Genomic DNA, 21,696 nt, shown 5'->3' with positions numbered 1-21,696 from the left:
TCGTGCCCACGAAACCCTGTCGCGTCGTGACAGTTTCACCCTCGCCAGCACCTGGTCGCCTGCGGGCGTATCGACCAACGATTTCCTGCGCGACGACGACAGCAAGGGTACACGCCGCAGTGCCCGCTCGCAGAACGTGCAAGTAGCGATGTGGGACCACGCGCTGGGCGAAGAACCGAGCCGCGCGGGCAGCACGCTGTCAGTCTACGGGCGGGTTCTGCTCGGTGGTCAGAGTCGCTCCAGCTACGCTGAATCCGCTGCGGCGGGCGTCGGTCTGCGCTACAAACCGTGGGGTACGCAAAACATCAACCTCTACGCTGAAATCTACAAGCAGAGCCAGTTCGACGAGCAGGACAATCACGGCCTGAGCCTTGGGCAGATGATCAATCCGCACAAGCTCTCGGATCAACTCGACGATCATCGCCAGGACGGCCACACCACCACCGACTACCTGCTGCGCGCCACGGCCTCGTTCCTCGATCAGGGCCAATACCGCAACGACTGGCGCGTTGATGAAAGCGACTGGGATGAGCGTTTTCTCTACCTGGATGCCGCATGGTGGACCAAGGCTGGCGACCATCAGTGGCTGTCGCGTTTCCAGCAAGGTCACGCGTGGAAGCTGCCGTCCAACGCCGCGCAGACGATCATGCCGTATGGCTTTCTCGAATTCGCCAGTCAGGATCCGAGCAACGACTGGCGCCAGGATCTGCGCACCGGGGTCGGTCTGCGCTGGCAATGGTGGTACGACGATGATCGCTACAACGCTTACCGCTCGAAACTGACGGTGCGCACCGAGTACCAGCAATCGCTGGGCGGCAATCTGTATGACGGTGGCAACGGTGTGTTGCTGGGCGTGGAGTGGAATTTCTGATGGCGCGCTGGATGATGTTTTTCTGTCTGCTGCTTGGCGCAGTTGTCGTACGTGCCGACGAGCGCGTGTTTTACCAACCGCTGAATGTCGATGCCAGCCTCAGTCAGGCTCAGTGGCAGCAAATCTGGCAAGACACTGCGCGTCAGGGTGCCCGCAGCGTGATCGTGCAGTGGACAGCCTATGGTGATTCGGACTTTGGCGGCGCCAACGGTTGGCTCGCCAACAGTCTGAAACTGGCGCAACAACAAGGCTTGCAACTGGTGCTCGGGTTGAAGATGGATCCGGCCTATTACCAGCGCATCGACGAACTCGACAGTGCCGGCCTCGGCACCTACTGGCAGGCACAGTTGGGCCAGTCACTGGCGCAACAGCAAACATTGCGCAAGGACTGGAAGCTGCCGGTCAGTGGCTGGTATCTGCCACTGGAGCTGGACGACTTGCACTTTTTGGCGACAGATCGCCGAGCCACATTGCAACGCCAGCTCAAGGATTTCGCCAGCAAGCTCGATGCGCCCTTGCACATCAGTGCATTCAGCGCCGGCAAACTCGCGCCGGGGGTAAACGGGCAATGGCTGGGCGAACTGAGCGCGGTCGGGCTTCAGGTGTGGTGGCAGGATGGCGCCGGCACGAAGAAACTGTCACCGGTGGTACGCAGCGGTTATGCCAATGCACTGCCCTGCTCAGTGGGCATCGTACGCGAGGCGTTTCGGCAGGTCAGTGCGGAGGGACAGGCCTTTCGAGCCGAACCTGCGCCACCCGATGCGACCTCCACTGGCTGCCACGCCAGCGCGGTATTTTCCCTGCGTTACCGCCCATGGGGCCGGGTGATCCTCGACAACCAGCGCAAGCAGCAAGCCAGCAATGTACAAACTCATTGAAGAGCAGGTACTGAAGAAAACCGCGCCCGCCGAGTTGCGGGCCGAGTTCATCCAGCATGAATTCGAACGACTGCACACGTTCAGCCTGCTGATTTACGTCGCCAGTATTGCCATCTGGCTGGTGTTCGATCTGGTCGTCAGTTTTCTCGGTGCACAGGGCTTCACCTGGCGCTCGATGGCCTTCGTCACGTTCTTTGCAACGCTGACCGTGGTGCTGGGCTTCACCCGCAAGGCCCGGCATTTTGACGTGATCACGCTGCTGTTCGTACTCGGCCTTACCGTGGGCGTGCGATTGATCGTCACCGGTATCCCGCCCGCCGTTCATAGCTCCTGGCTGGTGCTCGCTGCGGCCAGCATGCTGTATAGCGTCTCGGTGCTGCCACTGAGTCGCTGGGCGTTCTTTGCGACGCAGGTGATCATCTGGCTGGTCCTCAACCCGTTCATCAACACCCCCACTACCCTGATTGAGCTGCGTGGCGTGATGACCGCTTGCTACAGCGTGTTTCTCTGCTCGCTGACGATCTACACCTTTCTCAAACTGCGTGAGGCCAAGCTCTACAACTACATCATGTCCCGGCTGCTGCTGGATCAGGCCTATAACGACACGCTGACCGAAATCCCCAACCGTCGATCGTTCATGACCGTCGCGCAAAAACACCTGCAAGCTGTCCCTCGCGAACACGACCATTACCTGGCGATGATCGACATCGACAACTTCAAGAAAGTGAATGATGTCTACGGTCACGACATCGGTGATGAAGTGCTCAAACGCGTGGCAGCCGATATCAAGACAGTGATGGTGCACCACGATTTCGCACGTCTGGGCGGCGAAGAGTTTGCGATTTACCTGACGGGTGTGCGGCGCGAGGATGTCGAGGCGCTGGCGGGCGAGTTGTGCCGGGTGGTTCGCGAGCAACCGACACAGCACCCGGTCACGATCAGCATCGGTGTGGCTCGGGTGGAGGATGGCGATACCTTGAATCAGGCGCTGATCAAGGCGGATGACGCGTTGTATGAGTCAAAGCATACGGGGAAGGATCGCTTTACCTTTCATCAATGATTTTGTGGCGCAGGACAGATTGCATTCGCGAGCAGGCTCGCTCCCACTCTGGAACACATTCCACAGTGGGAGCGAGCCTGCTCGCGAAAGAAGCGCTCAAGGATTACGCGACGTCACGCACCAGCAACACCCGCGTCACCCGTCGCTCTTCCACGGCCACCACGGTCATCTGCCAGCCTTCGTAGTGCAGGCGATCACCCTTCATCGGCAAGCGATCCAGCAGGCTCATCACCAGCCCCGCTAACGTCTGATAGTCCTCGGTTGGCTGCGCACCAAACCCCGTGCGTTCTCGCACCCGCATCAGGTTCAGCGCACCGCTGACGACAAACCCGCCCTGCTCCTCGATCACGTCCGGCCCCTCGACTTCGCTGGCATCGGGCAGCTCGCCGGCAATCGACTCAAGGATGTCGGTCATGGTCAACACACCGACGAAGTCACCGAACTCGTTGATCACAAAGGCGATGTGGGTCGAAGCCGCGCGCATCTGCTCCAGCGCATTGAGGATCGAATAGCTGTCGAGCAGGTTGATGCTCTTGCGTGCCAGATGTTCCAGATTCGGTTCGTTGCCGGCCAGATACTCCTTGAGCAACTCCTTCTTGTGCACGAAGCCCAGTGGTTCATCCACCGCACCGTTGCGAATCAACGGCAGGCGCGAGTAGGACGAATGCATCAATCGCGTACGAATCGTCTCGGCGTCGTCGGCCAGATCGATGGTGTCGACGTCGGCACGTACGGTCATCAGGTTGCGAATCGGCCGTTCGGCCAGTTGCAGCACGCCGCTGATCATTACTCGCTCGCGACGGTCGAACAACTCCGCACTTGGTGCTTCACCGTCGTCCAGCAGGTCGGAAATCTCCTCGCCGACCTCCTCCACCGCCAGCTTGCGTCCGCCCAGCAAGCGCATCACCGCATGCGCCGTGCGCTCACGCATGGGGCGCATGCCTTGCATCGAGCGCTTGCGTCGAGCACGGGCAATCTGGTTGAACACCTCGATCAGGATCGAGAAGCCGATGGCCGCGTACAGATAGCCTTTCGGGATGTGGAAGCCCAGGCCTTCGGCGGTCAGGGCAAAACCGATCATCATCAAAAAGCCCAGACACAGCATGATCACCGTCGGGTGCGCATTGACGAAACGCGTCAGCGGCTTGCTGGCCACGATCATCAGAGCGATGGAAATGATCACCGCGATCATCATTACTGCCAGTTCATCGACCATGCCGACTGCAGTGATCACCGCGTCCAAAGAGAACACCGCGTCGAGCACCACGATCTGCGCTACGATCGGCCAGAACAATGCGTAAGCCGCGTTGGTCGAGCGCTGGCCGACATGCCCTTCGAGCCGCTCGTGCAACTCCATGGTGGCCTTGAACAACAGGAACACACCACCGAACAGCATGATCAGGTCACGACCGGAGAAGCTCTTGTCGAACACCTCGAACAGCGGCTGCGTGAGGGTCACCAGCCAGGAAATACTCGCCAGCAGGCCCAGGCGCATGATCAGCGCCAGCGACAAGCCGATGATCCGCGCACGGTCGCGCTGATGCGGAGGCAACTTGTCTGCCAGGATGGCGATGAACACCAGGTTGTCGATACCCAGCACCAGTTCCAGCACGATCAGAGTCAACAGGCCTAACCAGGCCGTGGGATCCGCTAACCATTCCATAAAATGTCTCGATCTCTCTTCAGTGAATTCAGGCTGCCGGGCACGGCAAAGTGCAACGCGAAGGCTCTGAAGCCGCGTTGACAACGATAGTCGGGAGTCGGAAAACCGGATACTGCGAGTGCGTCAAGACCGCGCCATGGCGCGAGGAGAAAATGCGATTGGGAGGCTCCAAGAGGGTGTTCATGCAAATCCTGAATGAAAAATGGCCTTGGAGCGTACAGGCTCAGGGCACATTTTCTACAGCGCCAAATCATTTCAAAATCTGTATCAACAGCCCATCGCCCCCCCTGTAGGAGCTGCCGCAGGCTGCGATCTTTTGATCTTGACCTTAAAAAAACAAAGTCAAAAGATCGCAGCCCTCGGCAGCTCCTAAAGTTGGCTGTCATCTTCCGGCAAAGCGCAACCGCGACAGCTGTCGCAAATCCCCCTCCACGTAATAATCGTTAGTCCAGCTGTCATCCACCACCAACGGACTCACCTGCTTCAGCTCGAGTTTTTTCGCGAAATAGCGAAAACGGTAATGCTCGTAGAACCGCAGCAATTCCAGGCCATAGCGGTCCGCCAGATCGATATCGCCTCGGATGATCAGGTAATTTTCGTCGTTGCCGTTACTGGCCGACGTGCTGAGGTTGTGGCTGCCGCTGATGATGGTCGGCGCAGCGCTGGTGAAGTCGGTGACCACGGCTTTGGTGTGCACCAGCAGGTTGCCCTTCTGGCCTTTCATGTTTTCTTTCAGCCAGCCTTCCAGCCCGGTGTTGAGCAATGCTGTGGCGGCAAATTCGGCGGTGCGATCGGCGTGAAATCCGGTGATGCGGCTGGCGGTGTTCTGCAGACCGTAACGCAGAATGTCGTCATGGGGCTTGCCGAGCAACGCATTGAGAATCGCGTCCGGCAGGCTGAACGCGGTGACGAACAACACGTCCTTTTTCGCCGCCTCGATGATCTCGACGAACTCACGCAAATCGCCCCCACCGCTGCGTGGTGAGAACCCGGCAAACAGCGCTTGCGCAGGATCCATCGGATTGTGTTCGGTGATCCAGCTGCGTGTGGCTGCGACATCAGCGGGGTTGGCCCAGACCTCATCGAACGTTTGCAGATAGGCAGTGGCAATCGTCACATCGTCGAGCGTATGCACCACATTGGCCTGGCGATACACGCCATTGGCGGTGAAATTGGTGCTGCCGCACAGCACGGCCTGCGGTTGTCGCTGACCGGTGTCATCGACACGGCTGAGGACGATGAATTTGTCGTGAAAAATATTGTGAGTCACCCGGCCCCGCTTGTTCGCCGCCGGCAATTGGGCAAAGTTCGCTTCGTTGAGGGTTGTATCCGTGTCATCAGGCTGGGCGTGATACAGCACCCGCACCTGCACCCCTCGGGCGAACGCCGCGTTCACGGCATCGATGATCGCCTGCAACTGATACTCGTAGATCGCGATATCCAGCGCCCAATTGGCGTCCACGGCACGCTCGATGTACCCGAGCAAACGCTCCAGCAAGCCGTTCTCCAGCCACAGTCGTGCCGCGTCGGGCCAGGCTTCGATGGCCATGTTCTTGTTGGCGCTGATCTGCGCGTCGAGGTCGGGAAACTTGCGCTGGAAGGCCTGACTGGCAGCGACGGCGCGGTTGAAGATCACGCTTTGATTAACCGGGTGGCCGTCGTCACTGGTGATGCTCAGCTCCAGCGATTCGCCCAGTTGCGGCGCATCCGCCGTACCGTAAGCCAGGTGCACGCGATAGTGCATCGTCGTGCCCGGATTGACCGCGTAATCGGCCCAGCGGAATTTCTGCAGCGGCGCCTTATCGCTGGGCGTGGCGTGATATTGCGGGAACGTGTGCGCCTTGCCGGGAAACGTCAGGCTGTTGAACAGGAACAACCACGGTTTGTCGCCCTGCTGCTTTTCGATGGCAAAACCGAGCAGGCCTTTGCGCCGGGGTTCGGCCAGGTCCATGGCGAGCAGCACGCCGTTGGTGCCGGCGTAGGCTTTGACGCGAAAATCGTCCTGAGGATTGGCGACCAGTACCCGCATGATTCACTCCTTGTGATTGGGCTGGGGTGGAGCATAGAGCAGCGCTGCGGTTTTGGTGATCCTGCATGATCCGAGGCGATGCCATCGCGAGCAGGCCCTTGGCATCGCTCAGCGCCTGATGCCTACGGGTCGAGGCCGAGGCGTCGACGATCACCAGCCACAATTCGTGGGCAGAACGAGTGCGCAGCTGGAACTGCAAATCGGCGCGGGTCTGCGGCCGACCGTTGAGCAATGTCCCTGGCCAGTTCACCAGGCCGCTGCCCGCGGCGTGGCGCTGGCCCTGGCGTCCGTGGTCGAGTTGTCCGGCGCGGGGTCTGGCATTCGCCCCCGCGTCGGATCGGGGACGAATGCCGGTTACTTTTTTGGCCAGCTCGGCACTTCGCGGCGTGCGCCGGTGGCCAGTGACGGAGCGGGCATGTCGCCCCACTGCCCTTGCCCTTCGCTCGGGTCGATTTGGCTATTGGCCGAGGTTTGCGCGGGGGGTTGCGGACTGGAAGAAGTTGGCTCTTTACGGCGATGACGCAGGGCAAATTCCGCCACGGCGTCGATGTCCTGCTCGGCAATCGCTTCAGCGCCGCGCCATGCCGCATGCGCACGGGCCGCACGCAACCAGACCAGATCGGCGCGCAAGCCATCGACACCTGCCGCGAAACAACGCTCGGTGATGCTCGCCAACGCTTCGTCATCCAGCGCAATGTTCGCCAAAGCATTGCGCGCCTGTTCGCAACGCTCACGCAGGGCTTGTTGCTGCGCTTCCCACTGCGCGCAGAACGCTTGCGGATCGCTGTCGAAATCCAGTCGGCGACGGATGATCTGCCCGCGTTCGGTCGGCGCAGTATGGCCGCTGAGGGCGACGTTCAGGCCGAACCGGTCAAGCAGTTGCGGGCGCAGTTCGCCCTCTTCCGGGTTCATCGTGCCGATCAGCACGAACCGTGCCGAATGCCGATGGGAAATGCCGTCGCGTTCGACAAGGTTGGTGCCACTGGCCGCCACATCGAGCAGCAGATCCACCAGATGATCGGGCAGCAGGTTCACTTCATCGACGTACAGCACGCCGCCATCGGCCTTGGCCAGCACACCGGGGGAAAACTGCGCACGGCCCTCGCTCAGCGCGGCGTCGAGATCGAGGGTGCCGACCAGACGTTCTTCGGTGGCGCCCAGCGGCAAGGTGACGAATTGACCGCTCGCGAGCAGGTCGGCCAAGCCACGGGCCAAAGTGGATTTGGCCATGCCACGCGGGCCTTCGATCAGCACCCCGCCGATTTTCGGGTCGATGGCGGTCAGGCACAGCGCGAGTTTCAGGTCATCGGCGCCGACCACGGCGGAGAGCGGGAAATGCGGGGTGTCGGTCATCTTCAATACTCGGTCATGGTCGGTGAATTGCTTTACTGTAGGAGTGAGCCTGCTCGCGATTGCGGAGTGTCATTCAAAAGTGAGTTGCCTGACCCACCGCCATCGCGAGCAGGCTCACTCCTACAAAATGTTGTGGTGTGTCAGGTGTCTTCTTCTATATCCAATAGCAGGTTTTCCAGTGCTTCTTTATAGGCCCCGGGTTCCTGCCACATTCCACGCTGTTGCGCTTCCAGCATGCGTTCGGTCATGTCACGCAGCGCATGGGGATTGTGCTCGCGGACAAAATCGCGGGTTGCCGGATCAAGCAAATAGGCATCGGCCAGCAACGCATACTGATGATCGTCGATCAGTTGCGTGGTGGCGTCGAAGGCGAACAGGTTATCAACCGTCGCCGCCAGTTCGAACGCGCCTTTATAGCCGTGACGCTTGACCCCGTCGATCCATTTCGGATTGGCCGCCCGCGAGCGGATCACCCGGTTCAGTTCTTCTTTCAGGGTACGGATTTTCGGCAGATCCGGTTGACTGTGATCGCCGTGATAACTGGCCGCCGCTTCACCGCGCAGGGTTTCCACCGCCGCGAGCATGCCGCCCTGAAACTGGTAATAGTCATTGGAATCGAGCAAGTCGTGCTCGCGATTGTCCTGATTCTGCAGCACGGCCTGCACCTGACTCAGGCGCTGGACGAACTGTTCACGAGCGGCGGTGCCTTCGTCAGAGCCGCCGTACGCGTAGGCGCCCCAGTTCAGGTAGACCTCGGCCAGATGTTCACGGCTCTGCCACAGACGCCCATCGATGGCGCCCTGCACGCCCGCGCCGTACGCACCGGGTTTGGCGCCGAAAATCCGCCAGCCGGCCTGGCGCCGCGCCGCTTCGGCATCCAGCCCCGATTGCAGCAGCGCCTCGCGCTCGGCACGCACCTTCGCCGCCAGCGGATTGAGGTCATCCGGCTCGTCCAGCGCTGCCACTGCTTGCACGGCGGCGTCGAACAGCCGAATCAAATTGGCAAAGGCATCTCGGAAGAAGCCCGAGACCCGTAGCGTCACATCGACCCGTGGCCGATCGAGCAGGCTCAGCGGCAGAATCTCGAAATCATCGACGCGCTGACTGCCGGTGGCCCAAACCGGGCGCACGCCCATCAGCGCCATGGCCTGGGCGATGTCGTCACCGCCGGTGCGCATGGTCGCCGTACCCCACACCGACAAGCCGAGCTGGCGCAGGTGATCGCCGTGATCCTGCAAATGCCGCTCGAGAATCAGCGTGGCTGACTGGAAACCGATGCGCCAGGCGGTGGTGGTCGGCAGGTTGCGCACGTCCACCGAGTAGAAATTGCGCCCGGTGGGCAACACGTCGAGACGGCCACGGCTGGGCGCGCCGCTTGGACCGGCGGGGACGAAGCGACCGCCGAGCGCATCAAGCAGACCGCGCATTTCAGCAGGGCCGCAGGCGTCGAGGCGTGGGGCGACGACTTCGCGCAGGTTCTCGATGATTGCGCTGACTTCTGCCCCCCTCGGTTCCTGTAGGAGTGAGCCTGCTCGCGATGGCGCCAGGTCAGGCAATTCAGTGTTGAATGACACACCGCTATCGCGAGCAGGCTCACTCCTACAAGGGGCGTGCACTGTTTCGAAGATCAGTTGGGTGGCAAACAGTTCGAGACGTTCGCGGGTGTCGCCGGCGCTGCGCCAGATTTCGTCGCTGACGTTTTGCAGCTCCGGCGGACGTGGGCCGTTCCAGGGATCAGCGAGTGCACAATCCAGTGGATCAAAGCCCAATTCAAAGGCCTTGGCCAACGCCCGCAGCAGACTCGACTGCGCACCCTTGCCGTCGCCGCGCGGGATGCGCAGCAGCGCCAGCAGCGTGTCGATGCGCAAACGTCCGGTCGGCGATTCACCGAAAATGTGCAGGCCATCGCGGATCTGCGACTCCTTCAGGTCACACAGATAGGTGTCCAGGCGCGGCAGCCAGATTGCTGCGTCAGCATCGCTGTCCAGACCGGCGTCGAGTTGCAGTTCGCGGTCGATCTGCGTCTCGCGCACCAGTTGCAGGATGTCACGCTGCAGCTCCCGCGCACGACGCGGATCGAGCAGTTGTGCCTCGTAATATTCGTCGGCCAACAGTTCCAGATTGCGCAGTGGGCCGTAGGTTTCGGCACGGGTCAGCGGTGGCATCAGGTGGTCGATGATCACCGCTTGCGTGCGCCGTTTGGCCTGCGCGCCCTCGCCCGGGTCGTTGACGATAAACGGATAGATGTTCGGCAGCGGCCCGAGCAGCGCGTCCGGCCAGCAATTCTCCGATAGACCAACGCCCTTGCCCGGTAACCATTCGAGGTTGCCGTGCTTGCCGACGTGAATCACCGCGTGCGCGCCGTAGGTGTTGCGCAGCCAGAAATAGAACGCCAGATAGCCGTGCGGCGGCACCAGATCCGGGTCGTGATACACCGCACTCGGATCGACCTGATAACCGCGCGCCGGTTGAATACCGACGAAGGTCAGGCCAAAACGCAGCCCGGCGATCATCATTCGCCCGTCGCGGCACATCGGATCGTTTTGCGGCGCGCCCCAACGTTCCAGCACTGCCGCGCGATTGGCCTGCGGCAGCGCATTGAACATCGCCAGATAGGCGTCCATTGCCAGGCTTTGCTGACACGGACGCAAGTCGATGTTGTCGAGGTCGTTGCTCACGCCGCCGAGCAATTGCTGGATCAACGCGGTGCCGCTGTCCGGCAACGCTACCGCTAGCGGAAAGCCTTCGGCCTGCAATGCCCGCAGGATATTCAACGCCGCCGCTGGCGTATCGAGACCGACGCCATTGCCGATGCGACCGTCGCGAGTCGGGTAATTGGCGAGAATCAGCGCGATGCGTTTTTCAGCGTTCGGCAGCCGCGCCAGATCGCTCCAGCGCCGGGCCAGTTCGGCGACAAAATCCATGCGCTCGGGCTGCGCGCGATAGCAGACCACATCGGACTGGCTGCGCTCGCTGCGCCAGGCCAGGTCCTTGAAGCTGATCGGCCGGCTGATGATGCGTCCGTCGAGTTCCGGCAAGGCAATGTGCATCGCCAGATCCCGCGGCCCCAGACCCTGCTCGCTGTCGCGCCAACCGGGTTCGTTGTCCTGAGCGCAGATCGCCTGAATCACTGGAACATTGCGCCGGAACGGCCGCAGATGCGGAGCCTCGGGGCTGGATTGGGCAAACCCGGTGGTGTTGAGAATCACAGCGGCTTCAACTTCGTCCAGCCAATCCTCGACCACACTCAGGCAGCCAGGTTCTTTCAGGCTGGCGACGGCGATCGGCAACGGATTGAGCCCCGCCGCCTGCAAGCGCTGGCAGAACACATCGATGAACGCGGTGTTCGCCGCTTGCAAATGCGAGCGATAAAACAACACCGCCGCGACCGGTTGACCGGGCAGCCATTCGGCCTGCCAGTCGCTCAGTGCGGCGGTGTTTTTCTGTGGGTGGTAAATCGCCGTACGCGGCAACGCTTGCGGCTCGCCCCAGGCGTAGTCGCGCGCCAGCCAGCGGTTGGCCAGGCAATGGAAGAAGTCCAGCGCATTGCCCATACCGCCCTGACGCAGGAACTGCCAGAGGCGGTCGCGATCTTCGGCGGGCACGGTGCTCAGGTCGCTGAGTTCCGGGTCGGGACGATCATCGCCCGGCACCAGAATCACCTGCACGCCGCGCTCGGACAATTCCACCAGACGCTCGACGCCATAGCGCCAATAAGCAATGCCGCCGTGCAGTGAAATCAGAATGACTTTGGCGTGACGCAGCACCTCATCGACGTACAGATCGACCGAGGCGTGATTCTGCACCTGCATGGGGTTGGCCAGACGCAGGCTCGGGTAATCCTCGGGCAACTGCTGCGCAGCTTCGGCGAGCAGCGCCAGGCTGGAATCGCCGCTGCACAGGATTACCAGTTCGGCGGGGGTTTGTCCAAGGTCGGCAATGTTGTCATCCGACACGAAACCGCCGGGCTGGGTCCTGAGCAGGTGCATGGCTTAAACGCTGAGCGCGGCGCGCAGTTGCGCTTCGAGTTGCGCAGCATCGAGCTCCTGACCGATCAGCACCAGACGTGTGACGCGCGCTTCGTCAGCGCCCCACTGGCGGTCGAAGTGCTTGTCGAAACGCGTGCCCACGCCTTGAATCAGCAGGCGCATCGGCTTGTTCGGAATCGCCGCGAAACCTTTCACCCGCAGAATGCCGTGCTTGACCACCAATTGCGTCAGCGCGTCGAGCAGCAGGCTTTCGTCAGCTTGCGGCAGTTCGATGGAGATCGAATCGAAGGCGTCGTGATCGTGGTCATCGTGATCGTCATCACCGTCGTGGTGGTGATCGTGATGGCTGTGGCGGCTGTCGATATGTTCTTCGGAACCGGCGCCGAGGCCGATCAGCACGTCCAGCGGCAGGCGGCCGTTGCTGGCTTCGATGATTTTTACAGCGGGCGGCAGTTCTTCAGCGACTTCCAGACGTACGCGAGCGAGGTCTTCAGGGCTGGTCTGGTCGGCCTTGTTGAGGATCACCAGATCGGCGCTGGCCAGTTGGTCGGCGAACAGTTCGTGCAGCGGCGATTCGTGATCCAGGTTCGGGTCGAGTTTGCGCTGGGCGTCGACCTGATCCGGGAACGCGGCGAAGGTGCCGGCGGCCACGGCCGGGCTGTCGACCACGGTGATTACCGCGTCCACGGTGCAGGCGCTGCGGATTTCCGGCCACTGGAAGGCTTGCACCAGCGGTTTTGGCAGGGCCAGACCGGACGTCTCGATGAGGATGTGGTCGAGATCACCGCGACGGGCGACCAGTTCACGCATCACCGGGAAGAACTCTTCCTGCACGGTGCAGCACAGGCAGCCGTTGGCCAGTTCATAGACGCGACCGGTGGCTTCTTCTTCGGTGCAGCCGATGGTGCATTGCTTGAGGATTTCACCGTCGATGCCCAGCTCGCCGAATTCATTGACGATCACCGCGATGCGACGGCCCTGAGCGTTGTCGAGCATGTGCCGCAGCAAGGTGGTTTTGCCCGAGCCGAGAAAACCGGTGACGATGGTGACGGGGAGTTTGGCCAGTGTTTTCATCGGATGCCCTTTGGCAAGGTGGCGGGCATACGGGACGAGATCCGCTGCGAGCGTGCGCGCGGAAGAATTCGCCACCGGATCACCCCGCCCGGTTGTAGTGAGAAATCTGTGACGAGGCAGGTCTCCTGGCTGACGGTGTTCAGGCGCGGGGCCTGGCATTCGCTGCGCCTTCCCGCGGGCTCTGTGGATTGAGCTGGCAGTGGCGTGGCAACGAACTTCACCGTTCACAGTTGCGGGGGCAGCCGCGGCTTTGACCGCGTTCCCTTCTTAGCTTCGGCGTGGGCCGAAGAACCTCGAAAGCGCAAGGCTACGCATCGGGTGGTGACCGGTCAATGGTTGGATTGGGGGCATATCCGTTGCTGCGGTAACGGCCATCTGGAGTTTCGCCGTTGCGGCGGGTCACTCTGCCAGACACCGGGTTACGGGGTTTGGTTGTTTTGGATTGGGGGCATATCCGTTGCTGCGGGGGTTGCTGATTACGGTTCCGCCCTTACGGCGGGTCACTTTTTCCAAACGCCGAAAAAGTAACCAAAAAGGCTTCCCCCGGCGTACGGCACTTCGCTGAGGCTCAGTGTTCCCTCGCTACGGTGCCCATCAGGGGGCATCGCCTACGGTTTGCTTCGCTGCACCTCCTCTCGATGTATGCGGCTTCGCCGCATGGCGCTACGCGCCTACCCCCTGATGGACACCTACGCTCGGCCTGCCGAAGGGGCTGAAGATCAAAAGCCAGAGCCAAAGCCAGAGCCAAAGCCAAAGCCAAAGCAGATCAAAAGATCACAGCCTTCGGCAGTTCCTACAGGGGATTGGGTGTATTCAGATAGAGACTGGTCGGCTGTCAGGCCGCCATCGCTGGCAAGCCAGCTCCCACATTTGGATTGAGTGCATTCAGTTTGAAATTGGTCGGCTCGTAGGCCGCCATCGCCAGCAGGTACAGTTCAGATTGCATGCTGCCCTGCGGCAAAGCCGCCCCACTCAACACGATGAGCGTTAGCTCGAGTACCGCTTTTGATCTGAGGGCCCGTCGGCAGGCTGAGTGGAGGGATTTATCCGGGGGTGGGAGCGCAGCGACCGTTTGGCGCAGCCAAACACAGCGAGAGGAGGTGCAGCGAAGCAAACCGTAGGCGCTGCCCCCCGGATGAATCCCGGAGCGAAGGAACCCGAGCCCAGGCGAGGGCCGAACGTCAGGGTAAAGCCTTTTTGGTTACTTTTTCGGCGTCTGGAAAAAGTGACCCGCCGTAAGGGCGGAACCCTAAGTGGCCGTTACCGCAGCACCGGATCCACCCACAAAATTGACTACATTCCCCAACCCATGCTCTCCTACACAACTTGTTACGGGTGCCCTTCACAGGGTGAAACGGGAAACCGGTGAATCATGTGCTTTACTCAAAGCCATGTCAGTCCGGTGCTGCCCCCGCAACGGTAAGCGAGTGAAGCGTCAAATCCACTGTGCCAGTACGGCATGGGAAGGTGACGCTTGCAGGTCGGCCAGACGCCAACCCCTCGTGAGCCCGGAGACCGGCCCGCAACACACAGCACGCATTTTTGCGTCGCTGAACATAACAAACCCGCGGTGGGCGGGCGCTGTTCGAGCCTCTGCGTGCCTGACTCGCAGGGGTTTTCATGCGCTCTATTCACCCGCTGACACTCCAGAGGGAAGCGCCATGTCGATCATCAGCAGCACCGGCAGCAACACCGACAAAATCTCCAGCACCGCCACCTTGAGCCAACGCCTGACCGCCGCGATTTTCGCGTCGATCCTCGGCGCCAGCCTGGTTTACTTCGCCGGTTTCTCGCACATCGAAGCGGTGCACAACGCCGCTCACGATACCCGCCACAGCGCCGCGTTCCCGTGCCACTGAGACCTGCCGACATGATCAAGCGTATCGCGCAAACTGCAGGTTTCACCGGTCTGCTGGCCGCCCTGCTCCTCACCTTGCTGCAAAGCTTCTGGGTCTCGCCGCTGATTCTGCAGGCCGAAACTTTCGAAAAAGCCGAGCCGGTGGCCGTTCACGAACACGCCGATGGCGCCATGGCCGGGCACACTCATGACGCCGAAGCCTGGGAGCCGGAAGACGGCTGGCAGCGTGTGGTTTCGACCACTGGCGGCAATCTGGTCGTAGCCGTCGGTTTCGCCCTGATGCTCGCCGGCCTGTACACCCTGCGCGCACCAACCAAAACCTCGCAAGGCCTGCTCTGGGGCCTGGCCGGTTACGCGACCTTCGTGCTTGCACCGACTCTGGGCCTGCCGCCTGAGCTGCCGGGCACTGCGGCGGCCGATCTGGCGTCGCGGCAGATGTGGTGGATCGGCACCGCCGCCTCCACCGCTGTTGGCCTGGCGCTGATCGTGTTCAGCCGTCATTGGCTGATGAAGCTGCTGGGCGTGGCGATTCTGGCCGTGCCGCACGTCATCGGCGCACCACAACCGGAAGTCCATTCGATGCTCGCGCCGGAAGCACTGGAAGCTCAATTCAAAATCGCTTCGCAGTTGACCAACGTGGCGTTCTGGCTGGCCCTGGGCCTGATCAGCGCCTGGTTGTTCCGCCGCAAAAGCGATGGTCAGTACCACGCATGAGTCATGACAGCGCAGCGCCGACCTTCGTGGTCGGCCTGGGCTGCCAGCGCGGCTGCCCGGCCAGCACGCTGCGCGCGTTACTTGATCAGGCATTGCAGGCGCATCGAATCGAGCTGGAAGCGGTCAAGGCTCTGGCCAGCATCGACTTGAAGCGCGATGAGCCGGGCCTGCAGGAACTGGCCGCGCAATTGGCGCTGCCGCTGCTGTATTTCAGCAGTGAAGAACTGGCCAGTTATCAGCAACGCCTGAGCCACCATTCGCAGATCGCCTACGAGCGTACCGGTTGCTACGGCGTGGCGGAAAGTGCCGCCCTGGCCCTTGCCGAACAGTTGATCCAGGCGCCGGCGAAACTGCTGATTTCCCGGCAAAAATACGCTCAGGCGACCCTGGCATTGGCCGGCGCTGCGTAAAATCCCGATAATCCCCTTGTTCGATCATGAGCAATCTTCATCTGAAGCGTTGCCCTGCCCCGTTTTTCACAGGATTTGTGCATGACTGTCTACTTCATCGGCGCCGGTCCCGGCGACCCGGAACTGATCACTGTCAAAGGCCAGCGGCTGATCCGCAGCTGCCCGGTGATCATCTACGCAGGTTCACTGGTGCCGGCCGCGGTGCTGGAGGGACATCAGGCCGAAACCGTGGTCAACAGCGCCGAATTGCATCTGGAACAGATCATCGAACTGATCAAAACCGCGCATGCCAACGGCCAGGATGTGGCGCGGGTGCATTCGGGCGATCCGAGTCTGTATGGCGCGATTGGTGAGCAGATTCGTTATCTGCGCGAGCTGAATATTCCGTTCGAAATCATCCCCGGCGTCACCGCGACCGCAGCGTGTGCGGCGTTGCTCGGCGCCGAGCTGACACTGCCGGACGTTTCGCAGAGCGTGATTCTGACCCGCTACGCGGACAAGACCGCGATGCCGGCGGGTGAGGAGTTGAGCAGTCTTGCGCAGCATGGCGCGACCATGGCGATTCACCTGGGGGTCAATCATTTGCAGAAAATCATCACTGAATTGCTGCCGCATTACGGCGCGGATTGCCCGATTGCGGTGATTCACCGGGCAACGTGGCCGGATCAGGACTGGGTGGTGGGGACGCTTGCGGATATTGCCGAGAAGGTTGAAGCCAAGGGGTTTCGGCGTACGGCGCTGATTCTGGTTGGGCGGGTGCTGGGGAGTGAGGTGTTTAGCGAGTCGTCGCTGTATCGCGCGGGGCATGCGCACCTTTACAGACCTTAAAAGTCAAAAGATCGCAGCCTTCGGCAGCTCCTACAAGGGAATGTGTATCCTGTAGGAGCTGCCGAAGGCTGCGATCTTTTGCTTCACCCATAAAAAAACGGCGCTCACGGGGCGCCGTTTTTCATGTCCGCAGCGAACACCTTACTCAGTAGTAGGCGTTTTCTTTCTGCGTGTGGTCGGTCACGTCGCGAACACCCTTCAACTCAGGGATGCGCTCAAGCAAAGTGCGCTCGATGCCTTCCTTCAGGGTCACGTCGGCCTGGCCGCAGCCCTGGCAACCGCCGCCGAACTGCAGCACGGCAATGCCGTCCTCGACCACATCGATCAGGCTGACCTGACCGCCGTGGCTGGCCAGCCCCGGGTTGATCTCGGTTTGCAGGTAGTAGTTGATGCGCTCGTTGACCGGGCTGTCGGCGTTGACCATCGGGACTTTGGCGTTTGGCGCCTTGATGGTCAGCTGGCCGCCCATGCGGTCGGTGGCGTAGTCGACGACGGCATCGTCGAGGAACGCTTCGCTGAACGAGTCGATATAGGCAGTGAAGCTTTTCAGCCCCAGCGCGGTATCTTCAGGTTTTTCTTCGCCCGGCTTGCAGTAGGCAATGCAGGTTTCAGCGTACTGGGTGCCAGGCTGGGTGATGAAGACGCGGATGCCGATGCCCGGGGTGTTCTGCTTGGAGAGCAGATCGGCCAGGTAATCGTGGGCGGCGTCGGTAATGGTAATAGCGGTCATGGAAACTCCTCGCAGGCTTGGGCGCAGTTTACGCCAATCATTGCGCCGGACAAAGTCCTAGTATTTTTGTCGGGAAAGATTCTCGACAGACTCGCCAACCGATTCGCCGTCGATCCGCGCTTTAAGCCACTGATAGCTGCGTTTTTCCACCCATTCGTAGCTCAGCCACGAACCCACCGCGATAGCCAGGGCACACACAGCGAACATCAGATACGGATTGATTGCATAGCGCCGGGCAACAAAACCACCCGCCGACAGCACCAACACGTGCATCAGATACACCGAATAAGAACAATCACCGAGCAACTTCATCAACCGATTACGCTCGACGTAGCGTTCCAGTGACATGCAGGCCATCACCAGCACCGCACTCGGCACGCCCCAGTTCAACAGCCTTGGCGCCGGCGCCAGGTGATAGATCGCCAACAACGCGGCGCCCATCGCCAACAGTGGCAGCCACAGACCCGCACCGATCCAGCCCCGGCGATACAGCACGCCAATGCCGATCCCCAGCAAAAATTCGTAGACGATGTCCGAACGGTAAAACTCGTTGATCCAGCCAAACGCCTGACAAACCGAAAACAGCAACGCGCCGACCACCAGCAAGCGCACCTGCCAGCGAAACACCAGCGCACAGGCAAACAGCACATAAAAAAGCATTTCGTAGTTGAGCGTCCAGCCGACATTCAATGTCGGGTAGATCCCGTAGCCACCGGGGTTTTGCGCCGGAATGAACAACAGCGACGCGATGAAATGCGCCCAATCCACCGTCTGATCCGGCAACATCGGCCGGGCGAACACCACCAGCAACGCCATCAGCAGCGTGTACAGCCAGTACGCCGGCACGATGCGAAACAGCCGATACAGCAGAAACCGCGCCGGAGGCAACGACTTGCTTTCGGTAGACAGGAAAATCACCAGACCGCTGATGACAAAAAAGACATCGACGCCGACTGCACCCTTGTCGATGAAGAACTGCCCCACCGGGCCACGGGCCTTGAAGTCGAAAAAAATCTGCATGAAGTGGTGGCAGACCACCGTCCACGCGGCAAGCGCCCGCAGGGCCTGCACTGAAATCAACATGATCGGCTCCCCTGCACAATTCCCGAAACACCACTGAACCCTGTAGGAGCTGCGGCACGCTGCGATCTTTTGATCTTGTGGTTAAAAGATCAAAAGATCGCAGCCTCGTAGCACTCGGCAGCTCCTACAGGGGCTTTGCGGTGTTGCTAAGAATTGGGACAGCAGGCCTGTATTAAACGATCAAAGATTCTCATAGCGGTTCATGTCCAGCACTCCCTCTTCCACCGGATCGGTTTCGTGGATGTATTGGCTCAGGTCGTGGAAATAGAACCAGAATTGCGGATGACTGCGACGGATCCCCCAACGTTCGACGATCTTCTCGAGTCGGTTGGCATCCTTGGCATTCTCCATGGCATCGACAAACTCCGGCACTTGCTCAGCCGGAATGTTGAACATGAAGTTCGGGTAGCTGCTGAGCACGCCCGGATAGATGGTCAAGGTGTCCAGCCCCGGTTGGTAGCGCAGCGATTCGCCCAGAAGGAACGCCACGTTGCTGTGCGCGCGGTTGCGCAACAGGCTGTAGACCTCGCGTTTGCCGCTGCGGGTTTCAATACGCAGCATGGTCGCTTCCGGCAGTTGGTCGATAACCTTCAGACCCGCCGCCGGACGCGACGTCAGGCGACTGAGTGCCTGCTCGGCGTTCTGCAGCGCCGGGTCGATGTTCGGTCGCGAGCAATAGGCGCCGTCACAGCGGTTGATCGGGTCGGGCCGCGCATTGAGATCGCCATAACGCGCCAGCAACTGCATGGCGAAGTCGTATTTCGGGTCTTTCTCATCGAGTTTCAGCGCGGTCGGCTTGTCGTCGTCGATAGCTTCGTAGTCGAGCCACATCTTGAACTGGCCGCTGCTCTGATACCAATCGTCGAGGTAGTCCTCACGGGAGTCGGCCGGCATCAGGCGCAGGAAGTTCTGCTCGGCGCCGTTGCGGATCAGGTCGAAATACAGGCGAGTCTGTGCCTGATGGGAGACGTTGCCGAACACATCGAAGTTGACCGCCAACTGGTAATAGGTGCGCTCCAGCAGTGGATAGTCGAACAGCCACATCGTTTGTGGCACCTCGCCGATCAGGCCTTTGGTCACCGATGCACTGTCGAAGTGGCGGAAAATGCTCAGCAGCGCGTTGTCGTTGCCGGCCCACAGGGTCGACCAGCTCGGCGGCGGCTGGTCGGCGTAGCTGTCACGGCGCAGGGCCTCGTATTCATTGCGCTTGTTGCGGTAGTTGTGCCACAGGCTCAGGACACTGCCGACGTCATCGTTCTGCCCCGGCATCGCCAGCAACGGCGTGGCCTGGCCGCGATAGTTCGGGTCGGTGATGTACAGGTCATGTTCCGGCGCCTGAAACAGCGCCCAGAAGTTGTCGCGAATCACGTCCGTCGCAATCTGCCCACGGCACACCGGTCCGCGAATGAAGGTGCGCACGAAGTATTCGGCGTTGTCGAGCATGAACTGGTAGCGCGCCTGCGCCGGGATAGCCTCGAAGGTGGCGAACGGGTTGGCCCGGCTCTGCGGGCCGTATCCCGGCAGCGCGTTGACCTGCCAGTTGCCGCTGTAGAACAGGCTCTTGACCCGCGCCATCTTCGCCGCGCTCAGCGGGTAAGTGATGTGGGTCTTGTGCACGATCACCCCTTGCACCGGCCACAAGCGGTAATACACCTGCGTGCCCGGATCGTCGTTCGGGCGACGGGTGGCGATCAGGTCGATCGGCTGGCCGGTCGGCGTGCGCGAACGTACCCATTGGAAGTAGTGCCCCGGTTCGCCGTCCTTGAAATATAGGTGCGCCAGGAACCAGTGCTCGAACAACCAGCGCCCGACCAGACTCTGCCGCGCCCCCGGGGTGTTGAGCAGATTTTCCCACTGGACGATTTGCAGCGCTTCCTTGGCGCTCGGCGCCAGGCCTTGCTCGTCGATTGGCGCACCGGACGCCAGCCAGCGTTGCAGGGTCTGGTATTGCTGATCGGTGAGGCCAGTCACCGCCAGTGGCATGCCTTCCTTTGGGTGAGCGCCGGCGTAGCCGTCAAACTCGGCGGGCATCGCGCACATGTTTTCCCGTTGCAGGCCAAGGATGATGTCTTGCGGCAGCTTGGCATTCGGGGTCAGCGGGGTTTTGTGGCCCAGCTCCAGCATCCGCGCCATCAACGCGGCCTGGCTGCCCTGGGCATCGAGCACCGAATAGAAGCCTTTCTGCTGCCAGGCACGTTTGCCGAAGGCGTCGTAGAACAGCCGCGTGGTCGGCGCCGCTTGCGTGCGTTCACCGTCGTAGACCGGCATCTTGCTCGCGCCCCGCCCTGCGCCTTCGCCGCTACCCAGATTGAGCTGGCAGGCAGAGTCGTAGCAGGCATGGCAGGCCACGCATTTCTCGGTGAAGATTGGCTGAATATCTCGGGTATAAGAGATCGCAGGCTCTTGCGCAACGGCGCCCCAGCTTAAGAACAGCAAGAAAATGCTGATGACGCGGTACGACATGCCCTTGATCCCGATCCTGAAAAAAACGCCGCGATTCTACAGTATGACGCTCGTACCAACATGAGCGATATTCATGCAAATAGCCTGCACGCTCCAAAAGCGCACAGGTTTGTTATGATCCCGGCCCTTCGTCATGGTCTTTTCGAGTAGTCCCAATGTCCGATCGCAGCGTCCGCCTTCAAGCTCTCAAGCAAGCCCTCAAAGAGCGCATCCTGATTCTCGACGGCGGCATGGGCACGATGATCCAGAGCTACAAGCTCGAAGAGCAGGATTATCGCGGCAAACGCTTTGCCGACTGGCCGAGTGACGTCAAGGGCAACAACGACCTGTTGGTGATCACCCGTCCGGACGTGATCGGCGGTATCGAAAAGGCTTATCTGGATGCCGGCGCCGACATCCTGGAAACCAACACCTTCAACGCCACGCGCATTTCCATGGCCGACTACGGCATGGAAGAGCTGGCGTACGAATTAAACGTAGAAGGCGCACGACTGGCGCGCAAGATCGCCGACGCCAAGACCGCCGAGAACCCGGACAAGCCACGTTTTGTCGCCGGCGTACTCGGCCCGACCAGCCGCACCTGCTCGCTGTCGCCAGACGTCAACAACCCCGGCTACCGTAACGTCACCTTCGATGAGCTGGTGGAAAACTACACAGAAGCCACCAAAGGCCTGATCGAGGGCGGCGTCGATC

15 protein-coding genes, 2 pseudogenes and 2 riboswitches are annotated in these 21,696 nt (G+C 60.9%); of the genes and pseudogenes, 8 read left to right on the top strand and 9 right to left on the bottom strand.

What is annotated here, in order from left to right; all coding sequences use genetic code 11:
• The 3 genes and pseudogenes from DBR18_RS29945 to DBR18_RS25105 all read left to right on the top strand — a co-directional run.
• Positions 1 to 871: pseudogene (locus DBR18_RS29945) on the top strand (phage receptor); the annotation flags it as partial.
• Entirely contained in the window at positions 871 to 1,749 is an 879-nt protein-coding gene (locus tag DBR18_RS25110) for a DUF4434 family protein (RefSeq protein WP_108592340.1), read from the top strand. The pseudogene DBR18_RS29945 and the gene DBR18_RS25110, both read left to right, overlap by 1 nt.
• Positions 1,733 to 2,809 carry a GGDEF domain-containing protein gene (locus tag DBR18_RS25105; RefSeq protein WP_108592339.1) on the top strand — a complete coding sequence of 359 codons (1,077 nt, stop codon included), beginning with the start codon at positions 1,733 to 1,735 and terminating at the stop codon, positions 2,807 to 2,809. Before DBR18_RS25110 ends, DBR18_RS25105 begins: the two co-directional genes overlap by 17 nt.
• A gap of 103 nt (positions 2,810 to 2,912) precedes the next feature.
• Here the strand turns inward: DBR18_RS25105 and DBR18_RS25100 are convergent, their stop codons facing one another.
• The 6 genes and pseudogenes from DBR18_RS25100 to cobW form a co-directional block, all read right to left on the bottom strand.
• Positions 2,913 to 4,472 (bottom strand): TerC family protein, encoded by a 1,560-nt coding sequence (locus tag DBR18_RS25100; RefSeq protein WP_108592338.1) that lies wholly within the window; start codon positions 4,470 to 4,472, stop codon positions 2,913 to 2,915.
• 382 nt (positions 4,473 to 4,854) lie between these two features.
• Complete coding sequence (locus DBR18_RS25095; protein ID WP_108592337.1) at positions 4,855 to 6,501, bottom strand: phospholipase D-like domain-containing protein; 1,647 nt, start codon at positions 6,499 to 6,501, stop codon at positions 4,855 to 4,857.
• A gap of 85 nt (positions 6,502 to 6,586) precedes the next feature.
• Positions 6,587 to 6,850: pseudogene (locus DBR18_RS29940) on the bottom strand (magnesium chelatase); the annotation flags it as partial.
• A 5-nt stretch (positions 6,851 to 6,855) separates the two neighbouring features.
• Positions 6,856 to 7,854: an ATP-binding protein gene (locus tag DBR18_RS25085; protein WP_108592336.1), complete on the bottom strand. Its 999-nt coding sequence runs from the start codon at positions 7,852 to 7,854 to the stop codon at positions 6,856 to 6,858.
• 140 nt (positions 7,855 to 7,994) lie between these two features.
• Complete coding sequence (cobN, locus tag DBR18_RS25080) at positions 7,995 to 11,843, bottom strand: cobaltochelatase subunit CobN (protein ID WP_108592335.1); 3,849 nt, start codon at positions 11,841 to 11,843, stop codon at positions 7,995 to 7,997.
• Between the two features lie 3 nt (positions 11,844 to 11,846).
• Positions 11,847 to 12,917, bottom strand: coding sequence for a cobalamin biosynthesis protein CobW (gene cobW, locus DBR18_RS25075; RefSeq protein ID WP_108592334.1), 1,071 nt, complete (start codon positions 12,915 to 12,917; stop codon positions 11,847 to 11,849).
• A gap of 97 nt (positions 12,918 to 13,014) precedes the next feature.
• A riboswitch (cobalamin riboswitch) is annotated at positions 13,015 to 13,228 on the bottom strand.
• A gap of 1,005 nt (positions 13,229 to 14,233) precedes the next feature.
• A riboswitch (cobalamin riboswitch) is annotated at positions 14,234 to 14,456 on the top strand.
• Positions 14,457 to 14,578: 122 nt separating this feature from the next.
• Between cobW and DBR18_RS25065 the strand changes: the two genes are divergently transcribed.
• From DBR18_RS25065 to cobM, 4 genes are all read left to right on the top strand, one after another.
• On the top strand, positions 14,579 to 14,776 hold the full coding sequence (locus tag DBR18_RS25065) for a CbtB domain-containing protein (protein WP_003225486.1): 198 nt from the start codon (positions 14,579 to 14,581) through the stop codon (positions 14,774 to 14,776).
• Positions 14,777 to 14,787: 11 nt separating this feature from the next.
• A complete protein-coding gene (locus DBR18_RS25060; RefSeq protein ID WP_108592332.1) occupies positions 14,788 to 15,489 on the top strand; it encodes a CbtA family protein in 702 nt (233 codons plus the stop codon).
• Positions 15,486 to 15,899, top strand: a complete 414-nt coding sequence (locus DBR18_RS25055; RefSeq protein WP_108592331.1) for a cobalamin biosynthesis protein — start codon at positions 15,486 to 15,488, stop codon at positions 15,897 to 15,899. Before DBR18_RS25060 ends, DBR18_RS25055 begins: the two co-directional genes overlap by 4 nt.
• Before the next feature lie 81 nt (positions 15,900 to 15,980).
• Positions 15,981 to 16,727: a precorrin-4 C(11)-methyltransferase gene (gene cobM, locus DBR18_RS25050; protein WP_108592330.1), complete on the top strand. Its 747-nt coding sequence runs from the start codon at positions 15,981 to 15,983 to the stop codon at positions 16,725 to 16,727.
• A gap of 145 nt (positions 16,728 to 16,872) precedes the next feature.
• Here cobM and nfuA read toward each other — a convergent pair whose 3' ends face one another.
• From nfuA to DBR18_RS25035, 3 genes are all read right to left on the bottom strand, one after another.
• On the bottom strand, positions 16,873 to 17,457 hold the full coding sequence (gene nfuA / locus DBR18_RS25045; RefSeq protein WP_003225494.1) for a Fe-S biogenesis protein NfuA: 585 nt from the start codon (positions 17,455 to 17,457) through the stop codon (positions 16,873 to 16,875).
• A 57-nt stretch (positions 17,458 to 17,514) separates the two neighbouring features.
• Positions 17,515 to 18,540, bottom strand: coding sequence for an acyltransferase (locus DBR18_RS25040; RefSeq protein ID WP_108592329.1), 1,026 nt, complete (start codon positions 18,538 to 18,540; stop codon positions 17,515 to 17,517).
• Positions 18,541 to 18,720: 180 nt separating this feature from the next.
• Positions 18,721 to 21,003 (bottom strand): fatty acid cis/trans isomerase, encoded by a 2,283-nt coding sequence (locus DBR18_RS25035; RefSeq protein ID WP_108592328.1) that lies wholly within the window; start codon positions 21,001 to 21,003, stop codon positions 18,721 to 18,723.
• Positions 21,004 to 21,158: 155 nt separating this feature from the next.
• On the opposite strand from DBR18_RS25035, the gene DBR18_RS29935 reads away from it, so the two are divergent.
• Positions 21,159 to 21,696 (top strand): homocysteine S-methyltransferase family protein (locus DBR18_RS29935; protein ID WP_371921155.1); only part of this gene is annotated, 538 nt, incomplete at its 3' end.

Source organism: Pseudomonas sp. HMWF021, from assembly GCF_003061005.1.
Classification (GTDB): Bacteria; Pseudomonadota; Gammaproteobacteria; order Pseudomonadales; family Pseudomonadaceae; genus Aquipseudomonas.
The sequence above is the reverse complement of the archived record's forward strand: the minus strand, read 5'-3'. Positions and strand labels throughout refer to the sequence as shown.